Source organism: Magnetospirillum sp., assembly GCA_027532905.1.
Taxonomy (GTDB): Bacteria; Pseudomonadota; Alphaproteobacteria; order CACIAM-22H2; family CACIAM-22H2; genus Tagaea.
Genome location: JAPZUA010000004.1, coordinates 475976 through 498763, shown reverse-complemented (window position 1 = coordinate 498763; position 22788 = coordinate 475976). Strand labels below are relative to the sequence as shown.

The following is a 22788-nucleotide window of genomic DNA, read 5'->3' as shown; positions in this document are numbered from 1 at the left end:
AACGCCTCAGCGCGTGGGAACGGGCTTCGGTCCCGAATAGTCGTAGAAGCCGCGCTTGGTTTTGCGGCCGAGCCAGCCCGCTTCGACGTATTTCACCAGCAGCGGGCACGGGCGGTATTTCGAATCCGAGAGCCCGTCGTAGAGCACATGCATCACGGCAAGGCACGTGTCGAGGCCGATGAAGTCGGCGAGTTCGAGCGGCCCCATCGGATGGTTGGTGCCGAGCTTCATCGCCGTGTCGATCGATTCGACGGAGCCGACGCCTTCGTAGAGCGTGTAGACGGCTTCGTTGATCATCGGCAGCAGGATGCGGTTCACGATGAAGGCCGGGAAATCTTCGGCCGTCGCCGAAATCTTGCCGAGCTTGGCGGTGAGTTCCTTGACTGCCTCGTAGGTTTCGTTCGACGTCGCGATGCCGCGAATGAGTTCGACGAGCTGCATAACGGGCACGGGGTTCATGAAATGCATGCCCATGAACTGGGCGGCACGGTCGGTCGAAGCACCCAGGCGCGTGATCGAAATCGACGAGGTGTTGGACGCGAGCAGGGCCGCCTTCTTCAGATGCGGGCACAGCTTCTTGAAGATCTCGCGCTTGACCGCTTCGTTTTCGGTCGCTGCTTCGATCACGAGATCGCTGTCCGAGAAGATCGCGAAATCCGTACCGGTCGAGATGCGCGCGAGGGCCGCGTCCTTGGCCTCCTGCGTCATCGCACCTTTCTTAATCTGGCGGTCCATGTTGCCCGCGATGGTCGCAAGCGCTTTGGCGAGCGAGTCGGGATTGGCGTCGAGCAGGCGCACTTCGAAGCCGTTCATCGCGCACACATGCGCAATGCCGTTGCCCATCTGGCCTGCGCCGATGACGCCGATTTTCTGGATCATGGTCTTTGTCCCCGGTTTCTGGAGCTATTTGCGCGGCGGCAAGGCGGCGGTGAGTTCGGGCACCAGCTTGAACAGATCGCCCACCACGCCGTAATCCGCGATCTGGAAGATCGGCGCTTCTTCGTCCTTGTTGATCGCAACGATGGTCTTGGAAGCCGACATGCCGGCCAGATGCTGGATCGCACCCGAAATGCCGACCGCGACATAAAGATCGGGGGCCACGACCTTGCCGGTCTGGCCCACCTGGTAGTCGTTGGGCGCAAAGCCCGCATCGACGGCCGCACGGCTCGCGCCCACGGCGGCGCCCAGCCTGTCGGCCAGGGGCTCGATCAGCGTCTTGAAATTCTCGCCCGACGCCATGCCGCGCCCGCCCGAGACGACGATCTTGGCGGCCGTCAGTTCCGGCCGTTCGGACTTCGACAATTCTTGTTTGACGAAACGCGCAAGCCCGCCGTCGGCTGCACCCGTCACGGCTTCGATCGGCGCCGATCCGCCGCTTGCGGCCGCGGCAAACGCCGTCGCGCGCACGGTCACGATCTTGATCGCGTCTTTGGACTGCACGGTCGCCAACGCGTTGCCGGCATAGATCGGGCGCACGAACGTATCGGGCGACACGACCTCGACGATTTCGGAAATCTGCATCGTGTCGAGCAAGGCAGCCGCGCGTGGCATCGCGTTTTTGCCTGTCGCGGTCGCGGCCGCCACGATATGCGTGTAGCCGGGAGCGAGCTTCACGATCAGTGCGGCAAGATTTTCGGGCAATGCATGGCCAAGGCCCGCATCGTCGGCCGCAAGCACTTTGGCAACGCCTGCGATCGTCGCGGCTTCGGCGGCGACGGCCGCAATGCCCAAGCCTGCGACGAGGATTTCGACAGGCCCGCCCATCTTGAGCGCGGCCGCAACGGCGTTGCGCGTGGCGGGCTTCAGAGCCGCATTGTCGTGGTCGGCGAGAACCAGCACGGACATGTCAGATCACCTTGGCTTCGTTCTTGAGCTTGTCGACGAGGGCCGCAATGTCCGGCACCTTGATGCCGCCGCTGCGCTTGGGCGGCTCTTCGACTTTGAGCGTCGTCAGGCGCGGGCTCGCATCCACGCCGAGCGCTTCGGGTGTGAGCGTTTCGATCGGCTTCTTCTTGGCCTTCATGATGTTGGGCAGGCTCGCATAGCGCGGCTCGTTCAAACGCAGATCGGTCGTCACGATCGCCGGCAGCTTGAGCGCCACCGTCTCGAGCCCGCCGTCGATCTCGCGCACCACTTCAAGCCCGCCGTCGACCGGCGTCACTTTGGAAGCGAACGTGCCTTGCGGCCAGCCGAGCAGCCCCGCCAGCATCTGGCCAGTCTGGTTGCAATCGTCGTCGATCGCCTGCTTGCCGAGAATGACGAGGGCGGGCTGTTCCTTGTCGATAATGGCCTTGAGGCATTTGGCGACGGCGAGCGGCTGCAGATCCGCATCCGTCTGCACGAGGATGCCGCGATCGGCGCCCATCGCAAGCGCGGTGCGCAGCGTTTCCTGGCATTGGGCTGCCCCCAGCGACACCGCGACGATTTCGGTGGCCGCACCTTTTTCCTTGAGGCGCACGGCCTCTTCGACGCCGATTTCGTCGAACGGATTCATCGACATTTTGACGTTGGCAAGCTCGACGCCCGATTTGTCGGCCTTCACGCGGATTTTGACGTTGTAGTCGACAACCCGCTTGACCGCGACCAGCACTTTCATTGGCAGAACCTGGCTCTTTTGTTCGAAAAACAGGAGCCGGACAATAGGCGGGCCGCCCGCGCCCGTCAATCGAGCGCCCGGCAGGGCTGCCAGCTGCGTGCTAGCGGTTCTTGCCCGGCACCCACAGCACGTCGCTGGCCCCGTCTTCGTTGGCGTGGCGCGACAGCACGAACAGATGGTCCGACAGGCGGTTGATGTAGCGGATCGCGGCCGGGTTGATCTGCGTGTGTGCGGCAAGCCGCACGATTTCGCGCTCGGCGCGGCGTGCGACCGTGCGCGCCAGATGCAGATTGGCCGCAAGCGCACTGCCGCCGGGCAGGATGAATGAGTTGAGCGGCGCCAAGGCCGCGTTCATGGCGTCGATCTCGCGCTCGAGCCGTTCGATCTGCGCTTCGACGATGCGCAAAGGCGGATATTTTGGATCCGGCGTTTCGGGCGTGCAGAGATCGGCACCGAGGTCGAACAGATCGTTCTGGATGGCAGCCAGCATCGCGTCGATCGGGCCTGTGGCATGGAGGCGTGCGAGGCCGATGCAGGCATTGGCCTCGTCGACCGTGCCGTAGGCGCCGACGCGGTCGTCGAACTTGTCGACGCGTTCGCCGTCGCCCAGCGACGTCTGGCCCGTGTCGCCGCCTTTGGTGTAGATGCGCGTCAGCCTAACCATGGTTTCTTTTGACCCATACGTAGAAAATCAGCAGCACCAGTGCGAGGCCCTGCAGGCCCACGCGCCAGCGCATCATGCGGTTGCCGTGGCGTTTGTTGAAGGCCCCGCCCTGGGCCATGCCGCCAAGGCCGGTGAACAGCGACACGATGACGCCCAGAATGGCGACCCCGATCGCGTAGGGCAGAACGACAAGCAGCATATCCATGGCCACGATGTAGGCCGCGGATCGGCGGAAGTCTAGCGCCGCTTGAATTTGAAATCGCCGCGCGCTTCTTCAAGCTCGCCCAGCAATGCCAGCAAGGCTTTGAATTTGGGGCCGATGGACTTGCCGGCCGTTGCGGCTTGCGGCCACACGATCTCGAACGGACCTTCGACGTCGCGCAAGAGCGCATCCCACAGCGCATCGAGATTGTGCGCAAAATGTGCCGAGAGCTGCAGATCGGCCGCGATCTGGCGATAGACCTTTTCCATCGTGTCGTGTTCGGGACCCAATCTCGCGCGTTTCATCGCGGCACCTCGCGGAACGATTCGTAATGATCGAGCGTTACGAAAATCAGACGGTCGCTCGAAAAAACCAACCGTTTGGCGTTGCGTCGTCCGCACGCATAGTCGAGATCGGCCTCGGTCCAGCGCCGGTTGGCGGCGTTGGGCAGGCGCCCTTCGCGGTTCCAGAAGCGGTCGCCGCCGATTGCTTTGCCGGGTGCCACACGGCAAAGGTCCGCACCCGGCCGCCAGCCGGCCTTTTCGGCCGCGTCCTTGTCGAGATAGCGCTCGCGCGGCAGGCGGCCTGTTTCGCGAATACTCTTGACGGTCGCAACGAACCCGTCGACGTCGCGCAAGCGCAGCTCGGTGCCGATGCGCCGCCATTCGGCTTCGTTGGCGAAGGCAGGGGCTGCTGCGAGCAGCAGCAGCGCAAGAAATGCCGAAAACAAAAACCGCATCGTCGTCAGTTTCTCCGTTCCAACAAGCCGCGCGCCACGATGTTGGCTTGGATCTCGGCGGCCCCTTCGAAGATATTCAGAATGCGCGCATCCGCCAATAGGCGGGCCGCGTCGTATTCGAGTGCATAGCCGTTGCCGCCATGGATCTGTACGCAATCGTCGGCGGCGACCCAGGCCGCGCGCGCGGCATAGAGCTTGGCGATCCCGGCTTCGATGTCGCAGCGCCGGCCCGAATCCTTGGTGCTTGCCGCCCGCCTTGTGAGCAGGCGCGCGACCGTGGTTTCGACCGCCATCGCGGCGAGCTTGCCGTGCACGCGCGGAAATTCGACGATCGCTTTGCCGAACTGGCGCCGTGTGCGCGCATAGGCAAGGGCCGCAAGCGTGGCTGCTTGCGCCACGCCGACGGCGCGCGCGGCCGTCTGGATGCGTGCGGTCTCGAACGTCGCCATCAATTGACGAAAACCTTCGCCGGTCGCGTTGCCCAGCAGCCCGTCGGCCGGCACTTCGAAACCGTCGAAGGCGAGCTCGTATTCGCCCATGCCGCGATAGCCGAGTGTGGCGATCTCGCTGCCCTTGAGGCCTGCCACCGGAAACGGATCGCCGTCGTGGCCGCGCGGCCTCGGCGCCAAGAAAATCGACAGGCCGCGATGGTCTTTGCTGGCGGAATCGGTGCGCGCCAACACCACGAGCAAATCGGCGCGTGCCGCATGCGTGGCCCAGCTTTTGGCACCGGTGAGGCGCCACACGCGCCCGTCGAACGTCGCACGTGTGGTGATCGCCCCGAGATCGGAGCCCGTGTCGGGTTCGGTGAAACACGCGGCCGCAAGGCAAGCGCCCGACGCAAGGGCGGGCAGCCAGTGCGCGCGTTGTGCCGCCGTACCGCCGCCGCGCACAAGCTCGGCGGCGATTTCGGCGCGCGTGGCAAGCGAGCCGGTCGCGAGATGGGCGGCCGACAATTCTTCGGAGGCCACGCACATCGCGATCTTGCCGAGCCCAAGCCCGCCAAATTCCTCGGGCACGCACAGGCCGAACACGCCGAGGCGCCCAAGCTTTTCGATCACATCGAGCGGAATCTTACGGTCATGCCGGTGCCAGTCGTTGGCATGCGGTGCGATTTCCGTCTTCGCGAAGCGCCGCAGCGTCTCTCGCATCTGCGCCAACGAATCGTCTTCGAGATCGGGGTCGGCCGCGAGCCGCTCCGTTTCCATGCTTTCGACGAGGCGGCGGCGCAGCTCGGGCAGCGCTTCATCACCCACCAAAGCCGCAACGGCGGGGTCGGCGGCGAAAGCAGCGGCCTCTGCGGCAATGCCCATTTCGGCGGGCCGCACCGTTTCGCTCTGGCTGATCGCGATACCGAAGGCAAGGCGGCCGAGTCCTTCGGCAAAACCGAGCCGGGCGAGAATTGCGGCCGCCGGATCGGCAGATGCGCGCGCGGCCCACTCGGCCAACGCATTCAAGCCCGCCACATTGGCGGCAAGCCACGCATAGCCGTGTGCTGCCATCTGGTGCTGCGCGAGTGCCGCTGCGTCCACGCGCCCGTCGCGAAGAACGCGCGCGGCCAACGCAACACGCGCAGCTTCTTCAAGATTTCGGCACGCGACAAGGGCGGGGGAAAACATCGAAGCACCTATGCTATAGAACGGCGCCCGAGCGAACCAGTTTTCTCCGCGGAGCCGTTCCATGTCATTTCTCGACCGCATCGTCGAATGCAACACGCACGATCCCGCCGCCTTTCGGCCGTTCGTCGTTGCGGGGCACCAGGTGGGGGCCGTGCGCCACAAACTCGCCGAACGCCTGCGCGGCTTTCCTTCGGTGTTCGACGTTGCGGCCAACCGTGTCGCACTCGCCGAAACGCTCGCAAATCCTGCAGCACGCACGGCTGCGCTCGACACGGTCGTGCGCGCACTCGAGGCCGAAGGCATCGTCGGCGGGCGGCGCAACGAAGCCTATCCCGCTTTGCTTGAATGGGGCGCATCACCGCTTTTCCAAATCGAGCGGGCGGCCGCCCCGCATTTCGGCATGCGCAGCTACGGCGTGCACATGACAGGCTATGTGCGCAAGGAAGACGGCATCCATATTTGGGTCGCCCGCCGGTCGCGCGTGAAGCCGACTTATCCCGGCATGCTCGACAATACGGTCGCCGGCGGCCAGCCCGTGGGCTTGGGCCTTCGCGAAAATCTTGCCAAGGAATGCGCGGAAGAAGCGGGCATCCCCAAAGCTTTGGCGGCGCAGGCGATCAGCGTGGGAGCGATCGCCTACAAAATGGATGCGGCCGACGGGCTCAAGCCCGATGTGCAGTTTTGCTACGATCTCGAAATGCCGGCCGATTTCGTGCCGCGCAACACCGACGGCGAGATCGAAGAATTTTTCCTGTGGCCGTGGCGGGACGTGGCGCGCATCGTCGCCGACACGAACGAATTCAAATACAACTGCAATCTCGTGCTGATCGATTTTTTTGTGCGCCACGGCCTCTACAGCCCCGACGATCCCGATTATCTCGCGGTCGTGCGTGGTCTTAGGGGGTAGGCTGCGGCATATTTTGCTATTGAGAAGCATTCTCAATTGAGCTATCGTGCTTCCCTCACTCTTGGGAGGCGGCTGAATGTTTCTTTGCAACTGCCATGGAATTCGAGCCTCGCAAGTCGAGGCTGCGCGCGAAGCGGGTTGCCGGACCGTGCGCGCGTTGTTCGAGCGCATGGCCGATGCGCCGCCCTGCTGCGGCAAGTGCATTCCCGAGATCCGCGCCACACTCGAGCGCCAAACAATGTCGGCCGCCGCCGCCGAATGAGCGCCGCGCTCGCCGTTGCCGTCGGCTGCGCGGTCGCCGGGGCGGCGATCACAATTTTCTTGCGCTTAAGGGTTGCGTTGCGCGATTCTGCGCGCGACTCGAACAAGCGAGGAAATCGATGAAAGGCGACAAGGCCGTTCTGGCCGAACTCAACAAGCTGCTGACCAACGAACTCACCGCCGTGAACCAGTATTTCCTGCATGCGCGGATGTGGCGGCAGTGGGGCTTCGCCAAGCTCGCCAAACACGAATACGACGAGTCGATCGAGGAGATGAAACACGCCGACAAGGTGATCGAGCGCATTCTGATGCTCGACGGCCATCCCAATCTCCAGGATCTCGGCAAACTGAAGATCGGCGAGACCGTTCCCGAGGGTCTCGCGTGCGATCTCGATCTCGAGAGAAACGCGCGGCCGATGCTTCAGGCGGCGATCAAAGTCTGCGAAGGCGCGCACGACTACGTGTCGCGCGACATGCTGCTGCACATTCTCGACGACACCGAAGAACATATCGATTATCTCGAAACCCAGCTCGCGCTGATCGAGAAGGTCGGCGTGCAGAACTATCTGCAGAGCCAGATGGAACCCGGCGCGTCGAGCTGAGCGTAGGCGAGGCCCTGCCGGGCCTCGCTCTACCGCGTGATCGACTGGAAGGCGGCAAGGGCCGCCATATTGACGATCTCGCCGACCGATGCACCGATCGGCACGATCTGCGCCGGCTTCGACAGGCCGATCAGGATCGGCCCGAGCATTGTGCCGCCCGCGAGTTTCTGCACGAGCTTCGACGAAATATTCGCCGAATGCAGGCCCGGCATCACGAGCACGTTGGCAGGGCCCGTGAGGCGGCAGAACGGAAACAGGCTGCGCATCAGATCGTAGTCGAGGGCCACGTCCGGGCTCATTTCGCCGTCATATTCGAAATCAATCGTGCGCCCGCCCTCGGCCATGTTTTCGAGTTCCTGCACTGCCTCGCGCACCTGCGTTGCCTTCTCGCGCTGCGGATTGCCGAAATTCGAGAACGAGGTCAGCGCCACGCGCGGCTCGTGGCCGAGGCGCCTTGCGGCGGCGGCGGCGCCGATCGCGATTTCGGCCATGTCGCGCGCGGTGGGGAGTTCCGTCACCGTCGCGTCGGCGATGAACACCGTGCGCTCCTTGGTCATCATCACCGACACGCCGATGCAGCGCTTGCCCTTCTCGACGTCGATCACGCGGCGCACGTCGTCGAGCGCCTGGTAGTAGCTGCGCGTGGTGCCCGTCACCATCGCGTCGGCGTCGCCCACGGCCACCATGGTCGCCGCGAAGATGTTGCGGTCCTGGTTCACGAGGCGCTGGCAGTCGCGCTGCAGATAGCCCTGGCGGCGCAGCTTGGCGTAGAGAAAATCGGTGTAGCGCGTGTTGTCGCGCGACAGGCGCGCATTGTGGATCTCGAGGCCGAGCTCGGCCGGGCTATCGGTCAGGCCCATCGCCGCCATCGTCGCCTCGATGCGCTCGACGCGGCCGATCAGCACCGGCGTGCCGTAGCCCGAATTGCGGTAGCTGATCGCGGCGCGGATCGTCTTTTCGTCTTCGCCTTCGGCGAACACAGTGCGCTTGGGGTTGGCGCGCACGGTCTCGAAGATGCGGTCGAGCATCGCCCCCGTCGGATCGCGGCGCAGATTGAGCGAATGGCGATATGCCGCCATGTCGGCGATGGGTTTGCGGGCAACGCCTGAATCCATCGCGGCTTGCGCGACGGCCGCAGGGACGACCGAAATCAGCCGCGGATCGAAGGGCACGGGGATGATGTAGTCGGGCCCGTAGCGCAGGCGTTGGCCGCCGTAGGCGGCGTCAAGATCGTCGGGCACGTCTTCGCGCGCAAGCTCGGCGATCGCGTGTGCTGCGGCGGCCTTCATCGCTTCATTGATCGTGCGCGCGCGCACGTCGAGCGCACCGCGAAAGATGAAGGGGAAGCCCAGCACGTTGTTGACCTGGTTCGCGTAGTCCGACCGGCCCGTGGCGATGATGCAGTCGGGCCGTGCCGCCTTGGCTTCCTCGGGCGTGATTTCGGGATCGGGATTGGCCATCGCGAAGATGATGGGCTTGGGCGCCATCGTCTTCAGCATGTCCTGCGTGAGCGCACCCTTGACCGACAGGCCGAAGAAAACGTCCGCCCCCGCAAGCGCTTCGGTCAGCGTGCGCGCCTTGGTCGGCACGGCATGCGCCGATTTCCACTGGTTCATGGAGTCGGTGCGGCCCTGGTAGATCACGCCCTTGGTATCGCACAGGATCACGTTTTCGTGCGGCATGCCGAGCGACTTCACGAGCTCGGCGCACGCAATACCAGCCGAGCCCGCGCCGTTGATGACCATCTTGGTCGTGCGCATGTCGCGGCCCGTGAGATCCAGCGCGTTGATGAGGCCGGCCGCCGCAACGATGGCCGTGCCGTGCTGGTCATCGTGGAAAACCGGAATGTCGAGGAGCTCGCGCAAGCGCTGCTCGATCACGAAACACTCGGGTGCTTTGATGTCTTCGAGATTGATGCCGCCGAACGTGACGCCGATATAGCGCACGCACTCGACGAACTTGTCGACGTCCTTGGTATCGACCTCGATATCGATCGAATCGACGTCGGCAAAACGCTTGAACAGAACGGCTTTGCCTTCCATCACGGGTTTGCCGCCCAGCGCACCCAGATCGCCCAAGCCCAGCACGGCCGTGCCGTTCGAGATCACGGCCACGAGATTGCCCTTGGCCGTATAGTCGTAGGCGGCGTCCGGGTTCTTGGCGATGTGCAGGCACGGCCACGCCACGCCCGGCGAATAGGCAAGGCTCAGATCGCGCTGGGTCGTCAGCGGCTTGGTGGCGGTGATTTCGATCTTGCCCGCTTTGCCGCCCTGATTGTGGAACAGCAAGGATTCTTGTTCGGTGACGGGCCCGGTCTCGTTCGCCATAATTGCGTTTGCCTTCCCTGTGAAACTCGTTTTGCTAGGCTTTGGTTCGCCATGGTACGGGGAACGGGTGCCGTTCGTCAAAACGCACGAACCAATGGAAATGCTGCACTGCAATGTCCGACACTGTCCGCGAGCCGCAAAGCGACCAAGCCCCCACGCCGATGATGGCGCAGTATCTGGAATTGAAGCGCCAGCATGAAGGTGCGCTGCTGTTCTACCGCATGGGCGATTTCTACGAGCTGTTCTTCGAGGATGCAGTCGCCGCTTCCAAGGCGCTCGACATCACGCTCACGCGCCGCGGCACGCATGCGGGCGAACCTATTCCGATGTGCGGCGTGCCGTGGCACGCGCACGAAGCCTATTTGGCCAGGCTGATCCGCCAGGGTTTCCGTGTCGCGATCTGCGAGCAGATCGAAGACCCGGCCGAGGCCAAAAAACGCGGCAGCGGCAAAAGCCTCGTGCGGCGCGACGTCGTGCGTGTCGTGACACCGGGTACGCTTACCGAAGACACGTTGCTCGATGCGCGCGCCAACAATTTTTTGTGCTGCCTGGCGGAAGCGGCCGGCACGCTTGGCCTTGCGTGGCTCGATCTTTCGACCGGCGATTTCCGCGTCGAAACGGCCACGGCACCGGGCCTGTCGGCAGCACTCGCGCGCATCGCACCCGGCGAATTGCTGCTCGCCGACCGCTTGCTCGCGCGCGACGACATTGCTGCCGCTGTATCCCCGCTCAAACGCGCGCTGACGCCGCTGCCGTCCGCGCGCTTCGACAGCGAAAACGCCAAGCGGCGGCTCGAAGCGCTCTATGGCGTCAAATCTCTCGACGGATTCGGCGCCTTCGCACGCGCGGAAATCGCGGCGGCAGGCGCCCTCGTCGATTATGTCGAACTCACGCAAAAAGGCCGTGTTGGCCGCCTGCAAACGCCGCAGCGCCAATCGGCGGCTGGCCTGCTTGAGATCGATCCCGCCACGCGCCGCTCGCTCGAAATCGCCGAAACGCAGACGGGCGAGCGCAAAGGGTCGCTGCTCGCCACGATCGACCGCACGCAGACGGCCGCCGGTGCGCGTCTTTTGGCCGCGCGCCTCGCAGCCCCCTTGGCCGACGCGCGCGCGATCGGCCGCAGGCTCGACATGCTCGGCTATTTCGTCGAGTCCGAACATGCGCGCGCATCCTTGCGCGAAACGCTGAAGGGCTTCCCCGATCTCGAGCGTGCCGTGCAGCGCTTGGCGCTTCAGCGCGGCGGCCCGCGCGATTTGGCGGCGTTGGGCCAGGGTCTTGCGCGCTTGCCGCAAGTGCGCGCGCAAGTGCGCGCACAAGGTCTCGACGCCGCCCCCGAAGGAATCGGCCAAGCGCTCGACGATTTGGGCGAACATTCGGCGCTGGCCGATCTGTTGGCGCGCGCCTTGGGGGCCGACCTGCCGCTCGATATGCGCGACGGCGGCTTCGTGCGCGCAGGATTTGCCGCCGAGCTCGATCGCATTCTTGAGCTGCGCGACGAAAGCCGTCGCCTGGTGGCTGCTCTGCAGCAGCGCTATGTCGAGGCGACCGGTATTTCCACATTGCGCATCAAACACAACAATGTGATCGGCTATTTCGTCGAAGCGAACGCCAACGTCGCCGACCGGCTGTCGAAGCCCGGCGGCATCTTCATCCATCGCCAGACGATGGCAGGGGCCGTGCGCTTCACCACGGTCGAACTCGGCGAGCTCGAAAACGCGGTCGTGGGTGCGCGCGACAAAGCGCTCGCCCTCGAACTTTCGATATTCGCCGACCTCGTGCGCGACGTGCTCGCGCACAGCGATGCGATTTTGCGCGCTGCCCGCGCGTTGGCCGAACTCGACGTCGCAGCTGCCTTGGCCGACCTTGCGGTCGAGCGCGAATGGTGCCGGCCTGTGGTGGACGGCAGCCGCGTCTTCGCAGTCGAAGGCGGGCGCCATCCTGTCGTCGAGGCGGCGTTGGCCGAACAGGCGCAAGGTTTTGTCGCCAACGATTGCCGCCTTGATGCCGACGGCGGGCAATTTTTGTGGCTCGTCACGGGCCCCAACATGGCCGGCAAATCCACGTATCTGCGTCAAAACGCGTTGATCGCCATTCTGGCGCAGAGCGGATCCTACGTGCCGGCCAAAGCAGCACGTATCGGCGTGGCCGACCGGCTGTTCAGCCGCGTGGGTGCGGCCGACGATCTGGCGCGCGGGCGGTCGACGTTTATGGTCGAAATGGTCGAGACGGCCGCGATCCTCAATCTTGCGACCGAACGCTCGCTCGTGATTCTCGACGAGATCGGGCGCGGTACGGCGACCTACGACGGGCTTTCGATCGCGTGGGCGTGCGTGGAGCATCTGCACGACGTCAACCGCGCGCGCGCCTTGTTCGCCACGCACTATCACGAGCTCACAGCACTTGCCGCAAAACTCTCGGGCCTTGCCTGCCGCACGATGCGCGTCAAGGAATGGAAGGGCGAGGTCGTGTTCCTGCACGAGATTGCAGCCGGCACCGCCGACCGTTCCTACGGCATCCATGTGGCCAAGCTCGCAGGCCTGCCGGCCGCCGCCGTCGCACGTGCCGAAACCGTTCTGGCGGCGCTGGAAAGCAGCCCGGAACAACGCAATCTCGGCAAGCTCGCCGAAGATCTGCCGCTGTTTGCCGCACGGCCCAAAGGCGGACCCGCCAATGCTGGAGCGGGCGCCGACGCGGCCCCGAGTGCTTTGTCCAAAGCGCTCGCCGATCTCAATCCCGACGAACTTGCCCCCAAACAAGCGCTTGAAGCGCTTTACGCGCTCAAAGCGCTTTTGCTTAAGGAGAAGGCCGAATGAAAGTCGCGTTGGTCACGGGGGCTGGCAAAGGCATGGGTGCTGCGTGCGCCCGCGAACTCGCCGCACGCGGCTGGGGTGTGGCTTTGCTGTCGCCGTCGGGTCGTGCGGTTGAGCTTGCAAACGAACTCGGCGGCGTGGGCGTCACGGGTTCGGTCTTGGAAACCGCCGATCTGCAAAAGCTCGTCGATGCTGCGATGGCAAAATGGGGCCGCATCGACGGCGTGGTTACGTCCACCGGCCATCCGCCCAAAGGCGACCTCTTGGCCCTCACCGACGAAGACTGGGCCAAGGGCCTCGAGCTTGTGATTTTGGACGTTGTGCGCTTGGCACGCCTCGCAACGCCGATCATGGAAAAGCAGGGCTCGGGCGCGTGGGTCAATATCTCGACCTTCGCCGCCTTCGAACCCGACCTCATGTTCCCGATCTCGTGCGCGATGCGCGCAGGCCTCGGCGCCTTCGCCAAACTCTATGCCGACCGCTACGCCAAGGCCGGCATTCGCATGAACAATCTGCTGCCCGGTTTCGTCGACTCGCTGCCCGTCAAAGAAGTGCTTCTGCCGCGCATTCCCATGGGCCGCTACGGCAAAGCCGAAGAAATCGCCAAGACGGCGGCGTTCCTGCTTTCCGACGACGCGGGCTACATCACCGGCCAAAACCTACGCGTCGATGGCGGGATTACGCGCGGGGTTTAGCGCGCGCCAAGCAGTTCGACGTCGAACACCAGCGTGGCATTGGGCGGGATCACGTTGCCCGCACCGCGTGCGCCGTAGCCGAGCTCGGGCGGGATCACGAGCGTGCGTTTGCCGCCGATTTTCATCGTCGCCACACCTTCGTCCCAGCCGCGGATGACGCGGCCCTGGCCGAGCGGAAATTCGAAAGGTTGGCCGCGGTCGACCGAGGAATCGAATTTGGCGCCCCGTTTGCCGTCTTGGAGCAGCCAGCCCGTGTAATGAACGCGTGCGGTCTGGCCGGACGCAGGTGCGGCTCCCGTGCCCTCGACAATGTCGAGAATGCCGAGGCCCGAGCGTGTGCGGGTGGCTGTCGCAAGGTCTGGCGTCTGGGCGTCCGAAGGGTCGATCGCGGTCATGGCAATGAGGGTTCCGAGCAAGAGGCGGCGGGTGAGGGCGAGGTTTTTCATGCGCCGCACTCTAGCGGCGTGGGGCCGGCATTGCCACTGTTCCGGCACGCGCGAACACAAGCTCGAGGCGGCCATAGGGCGGGGCCGCGTCGGGCGGCAACTGGATGCGCGCGCGCGACTCGATTTGGGAAGCACCGCCGCCGCTGAGCCAACCGATCGGGATGGATACCCCGATACCTGGATCGATACCCGAACTGGAGCCGCCCGCCGCCCCGATGCCAACGCGGGGGCGCTCGGGCGCTGCCGCCGTCGTCGCGATTTCGGCCGCAAGGCGCGATCCGTCGGGGGCGATCAGGGCGGCACTAAGCAAGCGTTCGGCCCCCGTCGCGACGATCTCGATGGCCCGCCCGCCGTCGGCAAGCTGCGTGCGGATCTGCGGGGCCGGGGCCGCGCACCCGGCCGCCGACAGGGCCACAAAGAGGACAAAAACAGGGCGCAAAGATCGAACTCCCGGCGACGCGAGAACCCACTATATACTGGTGCGATGGAAACGGCCGAACGCCTCGACGAACTGCCCCTATCGACCTCGAAAGAGGTGCCGAACCAACGCGCCATTCTCGACCGGCGCGCAGTCGATGGGGAACTGCAAGCGCTTGCCACACGCCTCGCGCGCGAGCCCGAGCAGCGGCGCGCGGCGATGCGCGACGTGCTCAAAGCCGCTTTGCAGGCAGGCCGTACCGAAATCCGCCGCCGCTTCGAGGAGCGCGAAGCCAGCGGCGGCCAGACCGCGCGCGCGGGCTCGTTCCTGATCGACCAGATCGTGCGGCTCGTCTACGACTTTGCCGACCGACATGTCTATCCGCTGCCCAACCCGACCACGGCCGAGCGTGTGACGATCGCGGCCGTCGGCGGCTACGGGCGCGCGGAGCTCGCACCGCAGTCCGACATCGATCTTCTGTTCGTGCGGCCCTACAAATCCAATCCGCGCATCGAACAGCTCGTCGAATTCGTGCTCTATCTTTTGTGGGATCTGGGCTTGAAGGTCGGGCACGCCACGCGCTCGATCGAGGAATGCCTGCGCCTTGCGCGCGAGGACCATACGATCCGCACGGCTCTGCTCGAGAGCCGCTATCTGTGGGGCGACGACAAGCTGTTCCTCGAGCTCAAGAAGCGCTTCTTCGCCGAGATCGCCAAATCGACGGCGGCCGATTTCGTCGAGGCCAAGCTCGACGAGCGCAACAAGCGCCACCAACGCACCGGCGATTCGCGCTACGTGCTCGAGCCCAACGTCAAAGACGGCAAAGGCGGCTTGCGCGATCTGCATACGCTGTTCTGGATCGGCAAATACGTGCATCGCGTCGACCAGGTGGCCGATCTCGTCTTGAAGGGTGTCTTCACGTCCGACGAAGCCGCCAAGTTCGACAAGTGCCAGGAGTTCCTCACAAGCGTGCGCTGCCATCTGCACTATGTCGCGGGCCGGCCCGAAGACCGGCTCACTTTCGACGTGCAGGGCGAGATCGGCCGCCGCATGGGCTATACCGACCATCGCGGCACGCGCGGCGTCGAGCGCTTCATGAAGCACTATTTCCTCGTCGCCAAAGACGTCGGCGATTTGACGCGCATCTTCTGCTCGGCCCTCGAGATCGAGGAGGGCAAGCGCGCCACGCTCGGCGTGGGCGGCTGGAAATCGATGTTCAAAGGCCGCGCCAAGAAGCTCGGCGACGGGCGCTTTGCGGTCGAAAGCGGGCGCCTTACCGTGGCGCGCGCCGACGTGTTCGAAAAGGACCCCGTCAATTTCCTGCGCCTGTTCCGCGTGGCGCAGGAAAGCGAGCTCGACATCCACCCTTACGCGCTGCGCCTCGTGCGTCAGTCGCTGCGGCGCGTGGACGGCGCGTTGCGCGCCAATCCGGACGCCAACAAGCTGTTCCTCGACATGCTGACCGACAGCCGCGCCGAGACGACGCTGCGGCGCTTGAACGAAGCGGGCGTGTTCGGCCGCTTCGTGCCCGATTTCGGCCGCGTCGTCGCGCAGATGCAGCACGACATGTACCATGTGTACACGGTCGACGAGCACACGATCTTCGCGATCGGCATTTTGCACCGCATCGAAGCGGGCGAGCTTGTCGCCGACCATCCGCTCGCCAGCGAAGTGATCCACCAAGTCGCCTCGCGTCGCGCACTTTATCTCGCAGTCCTCTTGCACGACATCGCCAAGGGCCGCGGCGGCGACCATTCGATCCTGGGGGCGGAGATCGCACTCAAGCTCGGGCCGCGCCTAGGGCTCACGGAAGAAGAAACCGAAACCTGCGCGTGGCTCGTGCGCTGGCATCTGGCCATGTCGGCCACCGCCTTCAAGCGCGACATCCAGGACCCGCAGGCGATCCGCGCCTTTGCCGAGCATGTGCAGAGCCCGGAGCGGCTGCGCTTGCTGCTGTGCCTGACGGTCGCCGACATCCGCGCGGTCGGGCCCGGCGTGTGGAACAATTGGAAGGCCACGTTGCTGCGCGAGCTTTACGCACGCACGGCCGAAGCGCTCGCGGGCAATTACGGCGAGACCGGCACGTTGCAGCGCGTGGCGGCAGCGCAAGCGCGCTTGCGCGAAGAATTGCGCGATTGGAACGACGCCGATTTCGCTTGGTTCTCGGGCCTTGCCTATCCCGCCTACTGGCTGTCGCTCGATGCGGGCTCGCAAGCCCGCCATGCGCGCTTCGTGCGCGAGGCCGAGCAGGCGCATCTGCCGCTCGCCATCGATACGCGCATCGACCGCGCGCGCTCGATCACCGAGATCACGATCTATACCGACGACCATCCGGGCCTGTTCTCGCGCATCGCCGGCGCCATCGCGTATGGCGGCGCCAACATCGTAGCGGCCAACGTGTTCACGCTGTCGAACGGGCGGGCACTCGACACCTTCTCGATCCAGGAAGCGGCGGGCGATCTCGACGCGCAGCCGGCCGCCTATGCGCGGCCCGAAAAGCTCGCCCGGCTTGCCACGCACATCGAGGGGGCGCTGGGCGGGCGTCTGCGCTTGCGCGAGCAGCTGCGCAAGCGGCCCGCGATCCCGAGCCGCATGCAGGTCTTCACCGTGCCGCCGCGCGTGCTGATCGACAATCTCGCGTCCAAGTACCACACGCTCGTCGAAGTGAACGGCCGCGACCGCGTGGGTTTCCTCTACGACGTCACGGCCGCAATCACGGCCTTGGGCCTGTCGATCCGCATGGCCAAGATCACGACCTACGGCGAACGCGCGGTCGACGTGTTCTACGTCGTCGACGTGTTCGGCCAGAAGATCGTCGAAGACGACAAGCTCGAGCGCATCCGCGAAACGCTGCTGCAAGCGCTCGTCGATCCCGAGGCGGCGGACCCCGTCAAACCGCGCAAACGCGGAAGCTCCGAAGCTGCGGAATAGACACAGGATGGCATCCTCCTTTCCCGAAGAATTGCGCGCGCGCGCTCAATTGCCCGGCATGACCGTCGAACTGCGCCATCGCAAGGCATCGCCGGGGGCCCCCGAGGCGATCGGCATCGTGCTGACGGGCCAGCCGCATCTGCCGGAAGTCGCATTCGATCCGATAGGGGCGTGGCTCGGCTTCCAGCGTCAGCTCTGGGCGCCGTGGCTGGCGATGTGGGGCCTTGCCTTGCCCGACCGCCGCGACGAAACGTAAAGCAGGGACAGCCGCATCCCATGTCGCTTGCGCGCCCCATCGCGACGGTCGGCGCCTACACGCTTTTGAGCCGCGTGCTGGGCTTCGTGCGCGACATGCTGATTGCGGCGTATCTGGGGGCAGGGCCGGTCGCCGACGCGTTTTTCGTCGCGTTCAAATTCCCGAACTTCTTCCGCCGCCTGTTCGCCGAAGGCGCATTCGCCGCCGCCTTCGTGCCGATGTTCGCAGGCACGGTCGCGACCAAGAGCAAAGCGGCGGCGCGCGAATTCGCCGAAGAAGCGCTTGCCGTGTTGCTGGTCGCTTTGTTCGCGCTCGTGGTCGCGTGCGAGTTCGCCATGCCGTGGATTTTGCGCGTCGTCGCCCCCGGCTTTGCCGACGAGCCGACGCGCTTTACGCTCGCGGTCGAATTCACGCGCATCACGTTTCCGTATCTGCTGTTTATCAGCCTCGTATCGCTGCAAGGCGGCGTGCTCAACTCGCTCGACAAATTCGCGGCCGTGGCGGCAACGCCCATCCTGCTCAATCTGTGCATGATCGGCGCGTTGCTGGGCCTCGTGGGTCGCGTGCCGACGGCCGGCCATGCCGCGTCGTGGGGCGTGCTTGCGGCGGGCTTGGCGCAGTTCCTGTTCCTTGCATATGCGTGCAGCCGCGCCGACATGGCTTTGCGCCTGCGCTGGCCGCGCTTGAGCGACAACGCCAAGACATTGCTGAAGCGCATGGCGCCGGTGGCTCTCGGTTCGGGCGCCGTGCAGATCAATCTTGTGATCGACGTGATGCTGGCCTCGCTGCTCGCGGCAGGGTCGATCAGCTGGCTCTATTACGCCGACCGCGTCTACGAATTGCCGCTCGCCGTGATCGGCATTGCGATCGGAACGGCCCTGCTGCCGCTGATGTCCAAACAGGTGCGCAGCGGCGACGAGGCCGCCGCCCTTGCCACGCAGAACCGCGCGCTCGAAGCCGCAGGCCTGCTAACGCTGCCCGCAACCGCCGCCCTCGTGGTGCTGGCCGAGCCCATCGTCGCAGGTCTGTTCGAGCGCGGCGCTTTTGCGGCTGCCGACGTTGCCGCCACCGCCGCGGCGCTTATCGCCTACACGGTGGGCCTGCCGGCTTACGTGGCCGTGAAAGTGCTGGCACCCGCCTTCTATGCGCGCGAAGACACCAAAACGCCGGTCAAGATCGCCGTGCTGTGCGTTGCCTTGAACAGCATCGTCGGGTTCGTCTCGATGCAGTTCGTCGGCCATGTCGGCTTGGCGCTCGCAACCGCGCTGTCGGCGACGTTGAACGCACTGCTGCTGCTGCGTGCCCTTGCCGCGCGTGGCCAGTTTGCTGCCAGTGCCCGGCTGCGCCAACGCCTGCCGCGACAGCTGGCCGCGACGGCGGCAATGGCGTTGGGCCTGTGGCTTGCCCTGCAGGCCGCATCCCCGTTCATGGCCGAGCCCGGTATTTTGCGCCTTTTTGCGCTGGCGGGGCTGATCGCGTTGGGGCTCGTCCTCTATGCTGCCGCCGCCTGGGCCTGCGGGGCGGCCGATCGTGCGGATCTGCGCGCATTGCTGTCGCGCCGCACTTGATTAACGCCGCAAAGGCCGCCATAAGCTGCGCCCCATGAACCGCATATTCTCGGGCATCCAGCCCACCGGCAACCTGCACCTCGGCAACTATCTCGGCGCGATCCGCAACTGGGTCAAGCTGCAGCGCGACTACGAATGCATTTTCTGCATCGTCGATCTGCACGCGATCACGATGCCGCAGGAGCCCGCCGCCTTGCGCAAAGCCACGCGCGAAGTGACGGCTGCGTACATCGCCTGCGGCATCAATCCCGTCGCCTGCACGATCTTCAACCAATCGACCGTGCCGGGCCATGCGGAATTGGGCTGGACGCTCGGCTGTTTTGCCCCGCTTGGCTGGCTCAACCGCATGACCCAGTTCAAGGAGAAGGCGGGCAAGCAGCGCGACAATGCGGGCCTTGGCCTCTACGCCTATCCGGTGCTGATGGCGGCCGACATTCTGCTCTACAAAGCCACGCACGTGCCGGTCGGCGAAGACCAGAAGCAGCATCTCGAACTCGCGCGCGACATTGCGGGCGCCTTCAACCACCGTTACGGCGTCGAGTTCTTCCCGCTGCCCGAACCGCAGATTTTCGGTGCCGCCACGCGCGTGATGAGCCTGCGCGACGGCACCAAGAAAATGAGCAAGTCCGAGCCGTCGGAGCAGAGCCGCATCAACCTGACCGACGATGCCGACACGATCGCGTCCAAAATCCGCAAGGCCAAGACCGACCCGCATCCGCTGCCCGACAGCGTGGCGGGCCTCGAAGGTCGGCCGGAAGCCGAGAACCTGCTCGGCATCTACGCAGCCCTGACCGACAAGACCCTCGAAGCCGTCGTGGCGGAATTCGCAGGCGCGCAGTTTTCGACGTTCAAGGGCGCTTTGGCCGACATGGCCGTGGCCGTGCTGTCGCCGATCACGGCCGAGATGAACCGGCTCATGGCCGATCCCGGTGCCATCGACGCGATCCTGAAGCAGGGGGCCGAAAAGGCTAACGCGATCGCCAAGCCCAATCTGCGCCAAGTCTACGAACTGATCGGCTTCTTGGCGCCGTAAGGCCGGCCAAAGCTCTTGCTGCAAAAAGCTTGCTGCAAAGCGCTTGCCGTATCGGGGCGGGCGGGCGCATTCTCGGCAGCGCGTGCTGATCTATCTGCCCCTTGCCGAAGTTTCGGTCGACGTTTTTCTGCTGCTGCTGCTCGGCGGCGGCGTGGGGTTTCTGTCGGGTTTGTTCGGCGTCGGTGGCGGCTTTTTGATGACGCCGCTGCTGATTTTCGTCGGCATTCCGCCGGCCGTGGCCGTGGGTTCGGAAGCAGCCCAGATCGTCGCGGCGTCGGTCTCGGGCGTGCTCGCCCATATGCGGCGCGGCAATGTCGATTTCCGCATGGGTGGGGTCCTGTTGGCGGGTGGCATTGTCGGCTCGACGCTCGGCGTGCAGATTTTCAAATTGCTGCAAGGCCTCGGCCAAATCGATTTGTTCGTGTCGCTGGCGTTTGTGGCCGTGTTGGGCGCGATCGGCCTCTTGATGCTGGTCGAATCGGTGCGTGCTTTGCGCCGGCGCTCGGGCGGCAGGCGTGCCGCACCCGTCAAACGCCACCAGCATCTGTGGATCCACGGGCTGCCGTTCAAAATGCGCTTCCCGCATTCGATGCTCTATATCAGCGCTATCGCCCCGTTTTCGATCGGGCTTGCCGTCGGCGTGCTCGCGGCTTTGATGGGCGTGGGCGGCGGCTTCATCATGGTGCCGGCCATGATCTATCTCTTGGGCATGCCCACCTCGGTCGTGGTCGGCACGTCTTTGTTCCAGATCGTGTTCGTCACGGCCAACGTGACCTTCCTGCAAGCCTGGCAGAACCAGACGGTCGACATCGTGCTGGCCTTGCTGCTGCTTGTGGGCGGCGTGGTGGGTGCGCAGTTCGGCGTGCGTGCGGGGTCCAAATTGCGCGGCGAACAATTGCGCGGCCTGCTGGCGTTGATGGTGCTCGCCGTTGCGGCCAAGCTGCTCGTCGATCTCGTTTCGACGCCCGAAGATCTCTATTCGCTCGGCAGCCGCACCAAGGCGGGGGGCTAGGCCATGGCGCTGCTGCCGGTCTATCTGCCGCTTGCCGAAACAGCGATCGACGGCTTGCTGCTCGTCGCGATCGGGGCGGGCGTGGGTTTGATGTCGGGCATGTTCGGCGTGGGCGGCGGGTTTCTGATCACGCCGATGCTGATCTTTTTGGGCGTACCGCCGCCGATCGCGGCGGCAACCGGGGCCAACACGGTCGTGGCCTCGTCGGCCGCGGGGGCGATCGCGCATTGGCGGCGCGGCACGCTCGACCTCAAAATGGGCACGCTGCTGCTGCTGGGCGGGCTTGCAGGCTCGGGGGCGAGCGTATGGGTTTTCGGCTGGCTCACGAAACTCGGCCAGATCGATCTCGTGGTGGCGCTTTGCTACGTGGTGCTGCTGGGGGGCGTTGGAATACTGATGTTCGCCGAAAGCATGCGCGCGATCTTGGCGAAACCCGTGCGTGCCGCACATGGCAAACCGGCCGTGGCCAAGCCGCGCGGGCAGTGGCTGCGCGGCTTGCCGTGGCAGATGCGCTTTCCCAAATCGGGCATCGACACGAGCGCGCTTGCCCCGCTTGTGCTCGGCATCTTCATCGGCGTGCTCACGGGGCTCATGGGTGTGGGCGGCGGATTTCTGCTGGTCCCCGCGATGATCTATTTGTTGGCGATGCCGACGGCCACGGTCGTCGGCACGTCTTTGTTCCAGATCGTGTTCGTGTCGGCCAATGTCACGTTCCTGCAGGCGGTTTCGCACCAGACGGTCGATATCGTACTGGCGGGTTTGCTGATCGCGGGTAGCGTCGTGGCGGCGCCCTTGGGTGCGAGGCTCGGCGCGAAGCTCGGGGCCGCGCGCTTGCGCGTGCTGCTGGCTTTGCTCGTGCTCGCCGTTGCGGGCCAGCTTGGCTACGGCCTCGTCGAGCGGCCGGACGATCTCTATTCGATCCGTTTCGATGTCGCCCCGCCGCCGCAGGGGGAAACGCCATGATGCGTTTTGCCCTCGCACTGCTCGCATTGCTGACCTTCGCTCCTGTCGCCAAAGCGCAGCCGCTGGTGGCCGATCTGTCGAGCCATTTGATCGCGATCACCACGGGCTTTGCCGGCACCGAGCTGTTGCTGTTCGGCGCCACCGAAGGCGAGGGCGACGTCGTCGTCATCGTGCGCGGGCCCGACAGCGAAACCAGCGTGCGGCGCAAAGCGCGCGTCGCAGGGCTCTGGATCAACCGCGACGAGATGCGCTTTGCGGGTGCCCCCGCCTTCTACCGCGTGGCGGCCTCCAAGCCGCTTGCCGAGTTCGTGCCGCCCGCCTTGCGCCAGCGCTACCAGATCGGCGCCGAATTTTTGCGCCTGCAAGCCCCTGCCAATGCGGCCCCCGACGAGGTCGCATCGTTCCGTGCGGGGCTCTTGCGCAACAAGGAAGCGCAGAATCTGTACGATGCGGAAATCGGCCGCGTGTCGTTCCTCGGCCCGCGGCTGTTCCGCACGCGTATCCTGTTTCCGGCCAACGTGCCGACGGGCGCCTACTCGGTCGAAGTGCTGCTCGTGCGCGGCGGCCAGGTGATCGGGGCGCAGACCACGCCGATGTTCGTGAACAAAGTGGGCGTGGGTGCGGACATCTACGATTTCGCGCACGATTGGGCGGCGATCTATGGGCTGCTCGCCGTGCTGATTGCCGTCTTCGCCGGCTGGGCTGCCGGTGCGATCTTCAGGAAGTAACCCGCAAGCCG

Annotated in this window: 23 protein-coding genes; 12 read left to right on the top strand and 11 right to left on the bottom strand. The window is 65.1% G+C overall.

The genetic code is table 11. The annotated features are described in order from the left end of the window. Window positions 1–6: 6 nt before the first annotated feature. The 8 genes from O9320_16290 to O9320_16255 form a co-directional block, all read right to left on the bottom strand. Complete coding sequence (locus tag O9320_16290; protein ID MCZ8312407.1) at window positions 7–879, bottom strand: 3-hydroxybutyryl-CoA dehydrogenase; 873 nt, start codon at window positions 877–879, stop codon at window positions 7–9. 24 nt (window positions 880–903) lie between these two features. Beyond that, the gene (locus O9320_16285; protein MCZ8312406.1) at window positions 904–1845 is read right to left on the bottom strand and encodes an FAD-binding protein; all 942 of its coding nucleotides are present in this window, start codon (window positions 1843–1845) and stop codon (window positions 904–906) included. A gap of 1 nt (window position 1846) precedes the next feature. Beyond that, window positions 1847–2596: an electron transfer flavoprotein subunit beta/FixA family protein gene (locus O9320_16280; protein MCZ8312405.1), complete on the bottom strand. Its 750-nt coding sequence runs from the start codon at window positions 2594–2596 to the stop codon at window positions 1847–1849. A gap of 100 nt (window positions 2597–2696) precedes the next feature. Next, on the bottom strand, window positions 2697–3260 hold the full coding sequence (locus tag O9320_16275) for a cob(I)yrinic acid a,c-diamide adenosyltransferase (GenBank protein ID MCZ8312404.1): 564 nt from the start codon (window positions 3258–3260) through the stop codon (window positions 2697–2699). Then, window positions 3253–3465 carry a twin transmembrane helix small protein gene (locus tag O9320_16270; protein MCZ8312403.1) on the bottom strand — a complete coding sequence of 71 codons (213 nt, stop codon included), beginning with the start codon at window positions 3463–3465 and terminating at the stop codon, window positions 3253–3255. The genes O9320_16275 and O9320_16270 overlap by 8 nt, the downstream gene beginning before the upstream one ends. Before the next feature lie 32 nt (window positions 3466–3497). Next, window positions 3498–3767, bottom strand: a complete 270-nt coding sequence (locus O9320_16265) for a barstar family protein (GenBank protein MCZ8312402.1) — start codon at window positions 3765–3767, stop codon at window positions 3498–3500. Then, window positions 3764–4201 (bottom strand): hypothetical protein, encoded by a 438-nt coding sequence (locus O9320_16260; GenBank protein ID MCZ8312401.1) that lies wholly within the window; start codon window positions 4199–4201, stop codon window positions 3764–3766. Before O9320_16260 ends, O9320_16265 begins: the two co-directional genes overlap by 4 nt. A gap of 5 nt (window positions 4202–4206) precedes the next feature. After that, window positions 4207–5820 carry an acyl-CoA dehydrogenase family protein gene (locus O9320_16255; GenBank protein MCZ8312400.1) on the bottom strand — a complete coding sequence of 538 codons (1614 nt, stop codon included), beginning with the start codon at window positions 5818–5820 and terminating at the stop codon, window positions 4207–4209. Between the two features lie 61 nt (window positions 5821–5881). Between O9320_16255 and O9320_16250 the strand changes: the two genes are divergently transcribed. From O9320_16250 to bfr, 3 genes are all read left to right on the top strand, one after another. Further along, a complete protein-coding gene (locus O9320_16250; GenBank protein ID MCZ8312399.1) occupies window positions 5882–6727 on the top strand; it encodes a DUF4743 domain-containing protein in 846 nt (281 codons plus the stop codon). A gap of 76 nt (window positions 6728–6803) precedes the next feature. After that, a complete protein-coding gene (locus tag O9320_16245; GenBank protein ID MCZ8312398.1) occupies window positions 6804–6989 on the top strand; it encodes a (2Fe-2S)-binding protein in 186 nt (61 codons plus the stop codon). Window positions 6990–7107: 118 nt separating this feature from the next. Then, entirely contained in the window at window positions 7108–7590 is a 483-nt protein-coding gene (gene bfr, locus O9320_16240; GenBank protein MCZ8312397.1) for a bacterioferritin, read from the top strand. 29 nt (window positions 7591–7619) lie between these two features. Here the strand turns inward: bfr and O9320_16235 are convergent, their stop codons facing one another. Further along, on the bottom strand, window positions 7620–9917 hold the full coding sequence (locus O9320_16235) for an NADP-dependent malic enzyme (GenBank protein MCZ8312396.1): 2298 nt from the start codon (window positions 9915–9917) through the stop codon (window positions 7620–7622). A 113-nt stretch (window positions 9918–10030) separates the two neighbouring features. On the opposite strand from O9320_16235, the gene mutS reads away from it, so the two are divergent. Together mutS and O9320_16225 are read left to right on the top strand one after the other, a co-directional pair. Then, window positions 10031–12730 carry a DNA mismatch repair protein MutS gene (mutS, locus tag O9320_16230; protein ID MCZ8312395.1) on the top strand — a complete coding sequence of 900 codons (2700 nt, stop codon included), beginning with the start codon at window positions 10031–10033 and terminating at the stop codon, window positions 12728–12730. After that, window positions 12727–13422, top strand: coding sequence for an SDR family oxidoreductase (locus tag O9320_16225; protein MCZ8312394.1), 696 nt, complete (start codon window positions 12727–12729; stop codon window positions 13420–13422). The genes mutS and O9320_16225 overlap by 4 nt, the downstream gene beginning before the upstream one ends. Here the strand turns inward: O9320_16225 and O9320_16220 are convergent. Next, window positions 13419–13868 (bottom strand): FKBP-type peptidyl-prolyl cis-trans isomerase, encoded by a 450-nt coding sequence (locus O9320_16220; GenBank protein ID MCZ8312393.1) that lies wholly within the window; start codon window positions 13866–13868, stop codon window positions 13419–13421. The genes O9320_16225 and O9320_16220 overlap by 4 nt on opposite strands. Window positions 13869–13878: 10 nt before the next feature. Continuing rightward, complete coding sequence (locus O9320_16215; protein ID MCZ8312392.1) at window positions 13879–14307, bottom strand: hypothetical protein; 429 nt, start codon at window positions 14305–14307, stop codon at window positions 13879–13881. Window positions 14308–14352: 45 nt separating this feature from the next. Here O9320_16215 and O9320_16210 point away from each other — a divergent pair, with 45 nt between their 5' ends. From O9320_16210 to O9320_16180, 7 genes are all read left to right on the top strand, one after another. After that, window positions 14353–17217: a [protein-PII] uridylyltransferase gene (locus O9320_16210; protein ID MCZ8312391.1), complete on the top strand. Its 2865-nt coding sequence runs from the start codon at window positions 14353–14355 to the stop codon at window positions 17215–17217. A gap of 7 nt (window positions 17218–17224) precedes the next feature. Then, entirely contained in the window at window positions 17225–17473 is a 249-nt protein-coding gene (locus tag O9320_16205) for a hypothetical protein (protein ID MCZ8312390.1), read from the top strand. Between the two features lie 20 nt (window positions 17474–17493). Further along, window positions 17494–19041 (top strand): murein biosynthesis integral membrane protein MurJ, encoded by a 1548-nt coding sequence (murJ, locus tag O9320_16200; protein ID MCZ8312389.1) that lies wholly within the window; start codon window positions 17494–17496, stop codon window positions 19039–19041. 34 nt (window positions 19042–19075) lie between these two features. Further along, window positions 19076–20074, top strand: coding sequence for a tryptophan--tRNA ligase (gene trpS, locus O9320_16195; protein MCZ8312388.1), 999 nt, complete (start codon window positions 19076–19078; stop codon window positions 20072–20074). An 82-nt stretch (window positions 20075–20156) separates the two neighbouring features. After that, window positions 20157–21086 (top strand): sulfite exporter TauE/SafE family protein, encoded by a 930-nt coding sequence (locus tag O9320_16190; protein ID MCZ8312387.1) that lies wholly within the window; start codon window positions 20157–20159, stop codon window positions 21084–21086. A 12-nt stretch (window positions 21087–21098) separates the two neighbouring features. Continuing rightward, window positions 21099–22049, top strand: a complete 951-nt coding sequence (locus tag O9320_16185; protein ID MCZ8312386.1) for a sulfite exporter TauE/SafE family protein — start codon at window positions 21099–21101, stop codon at window positions 22047–22049. After that, on the top strand, window positions 22046–22777 hold the full coding sequence (locus tag O9320_16180) for a TIGR02186 family protein (protein ID MCZ8312385.1): 732 nt from the start codon (window positions 22046–22048) through the stop codon (window positions 22775–22777). Before O9320_16185 ends, O9320_16180 begins: the two co-directional genes overlap by 4 nt. The last annotated feature ends 11 nt before the right edge of the window (window positions 22778–22788 follow it).

Coding starts and splice junctions, on each gene's coding strand:
- bfr (MCZ8312397.1), top strand. CDS start 7,108: ATGAAAGGCGACAAGGCCGTTCTGGCCGAACTCAACAAGCTGCTGACC.
- O9320_16275 (MCZ8312404.1), bottom strand. CDS start 3,260: ATGGTTAGGCTGACGCGCATCTACACCAAAGGCGGCGACACGGGCCAG.
- O9320_16290 (MCZ8312407.1), bottom strand. CDS start 879: ATGATCCAGAAAATCGGCGTCATCGGCGCAGGCCAGATGGGCAACGGC.
- O9320_16260 (MCZ8312401.1), bottom strand. CDS start 4,201: ATGCGGTTTTTGTTTTCGGCATTTCTTGCGCTGCTGCTGCTCGCAGCA.
- O9320_16255 (MCZ8312400.1), bottom strand. CDS start 5,820: ATGTTTTCCCCCGCCCTTGTCGCGTGCCGAAATCTTGAAGAAGCTGCG.
- O9320_16265 (MCZ8312402.1), bottom strand. CDS start 3,767: ATGAAACGCGCGAGATTGGGTCCCGAACACGACACGATGGAAAAGGTC.
- O9320_16245 (MCZ8312398.1), top strand. CDS start 6,804: ATGTTTCTTTGCAACTGCCATGGAATTCGAGCCTCGCAAGTCGAGGCT.
- O9320_16220 (MCZ8312393.1), bottom strand. CDS start 13,868: ATGAAAAACCTCGCCCTCACCCGCCGCCTCTTGCTCGGAACCCTCATT.
- O9320_16280 (MCZ8312405.1), bottom strand. CDS start 2,596: ATGAAAGTGCTGGTCGCGGTCAAGCGGGTTGTCGACTACAACGTCAAA.
- trpS (MCZ8312388.1), top strand. CDS start 19,076: ATGAACCGCATATTCTCGGGCATCCAGCCCACCGGCAACCTGCACCTC.
- O9320_16225 (MCZ8312394.1), top strand. CDS start 12,727: ATGAAAGTCGCGTTGGTCACGGGGGCTGGCAAAGGCATGGGTGCTGCG.
- murJ (MCZ8312389.1), top strand. CDS start 17,494: ATGTCGCTTGCGCGCCCCATCGCGACGGTCGGCGCCTACACGCTTTTG.
- O9320_16250 (MCZ8312399.1), top strand. CDS start 5,882: ATGTCATTTCTCGACCGCATCGTCGAATGCAACACGCACGATCCCGCC.
- O9320_16210 (MCZ8312391.1), top strand. CDS start 14,353: ATGGAAACGGCCGAACGCCTCGACGAACTGCCCCTATCGACCTCGAAA.
- O9320_16235 (MCZ8312396.1), bottom strand. CDS start 9,917: ATGGCGAACGAGACCGGGCCCGTCACCGAACAAGAATCCTTGCTGTTC.
- O9320_16270 (MCZ8312403.1), bottom strand. CDS start 3,465: ATGGATATGCTGCTTGTCGTTCTGCCCTACGCGATCGGGGTCGCCATT.
- O9320_16285 (MCZ8312406.1), bottom strand. CDS start 1,845: ATGTCCGTGCTGGTTCTCGCCGACCACGACAATGCGGCTCTGAAGCCC.
- O9320_16180 (MCZ8312385.1), top strand. CDS start 22,046: ATGATGCGTTTTGCCCTCGCACTGCTCGCATTGCTGACCTTCGCTCCT.
- O9320_16205 (MCZ8312390.1), top strand. CDS start 17,225: ATGGCATCCTCCTTTCCCGAAGAATTGCGCGCGCGCGCTCAATTGCCC.
- mutS (MCZ8312395.1), top strand. CDS start 10,031: ATGTCCGACACTGTCCGCGAGCCGCAAAGCGACCAAGCCCCCACGCCG.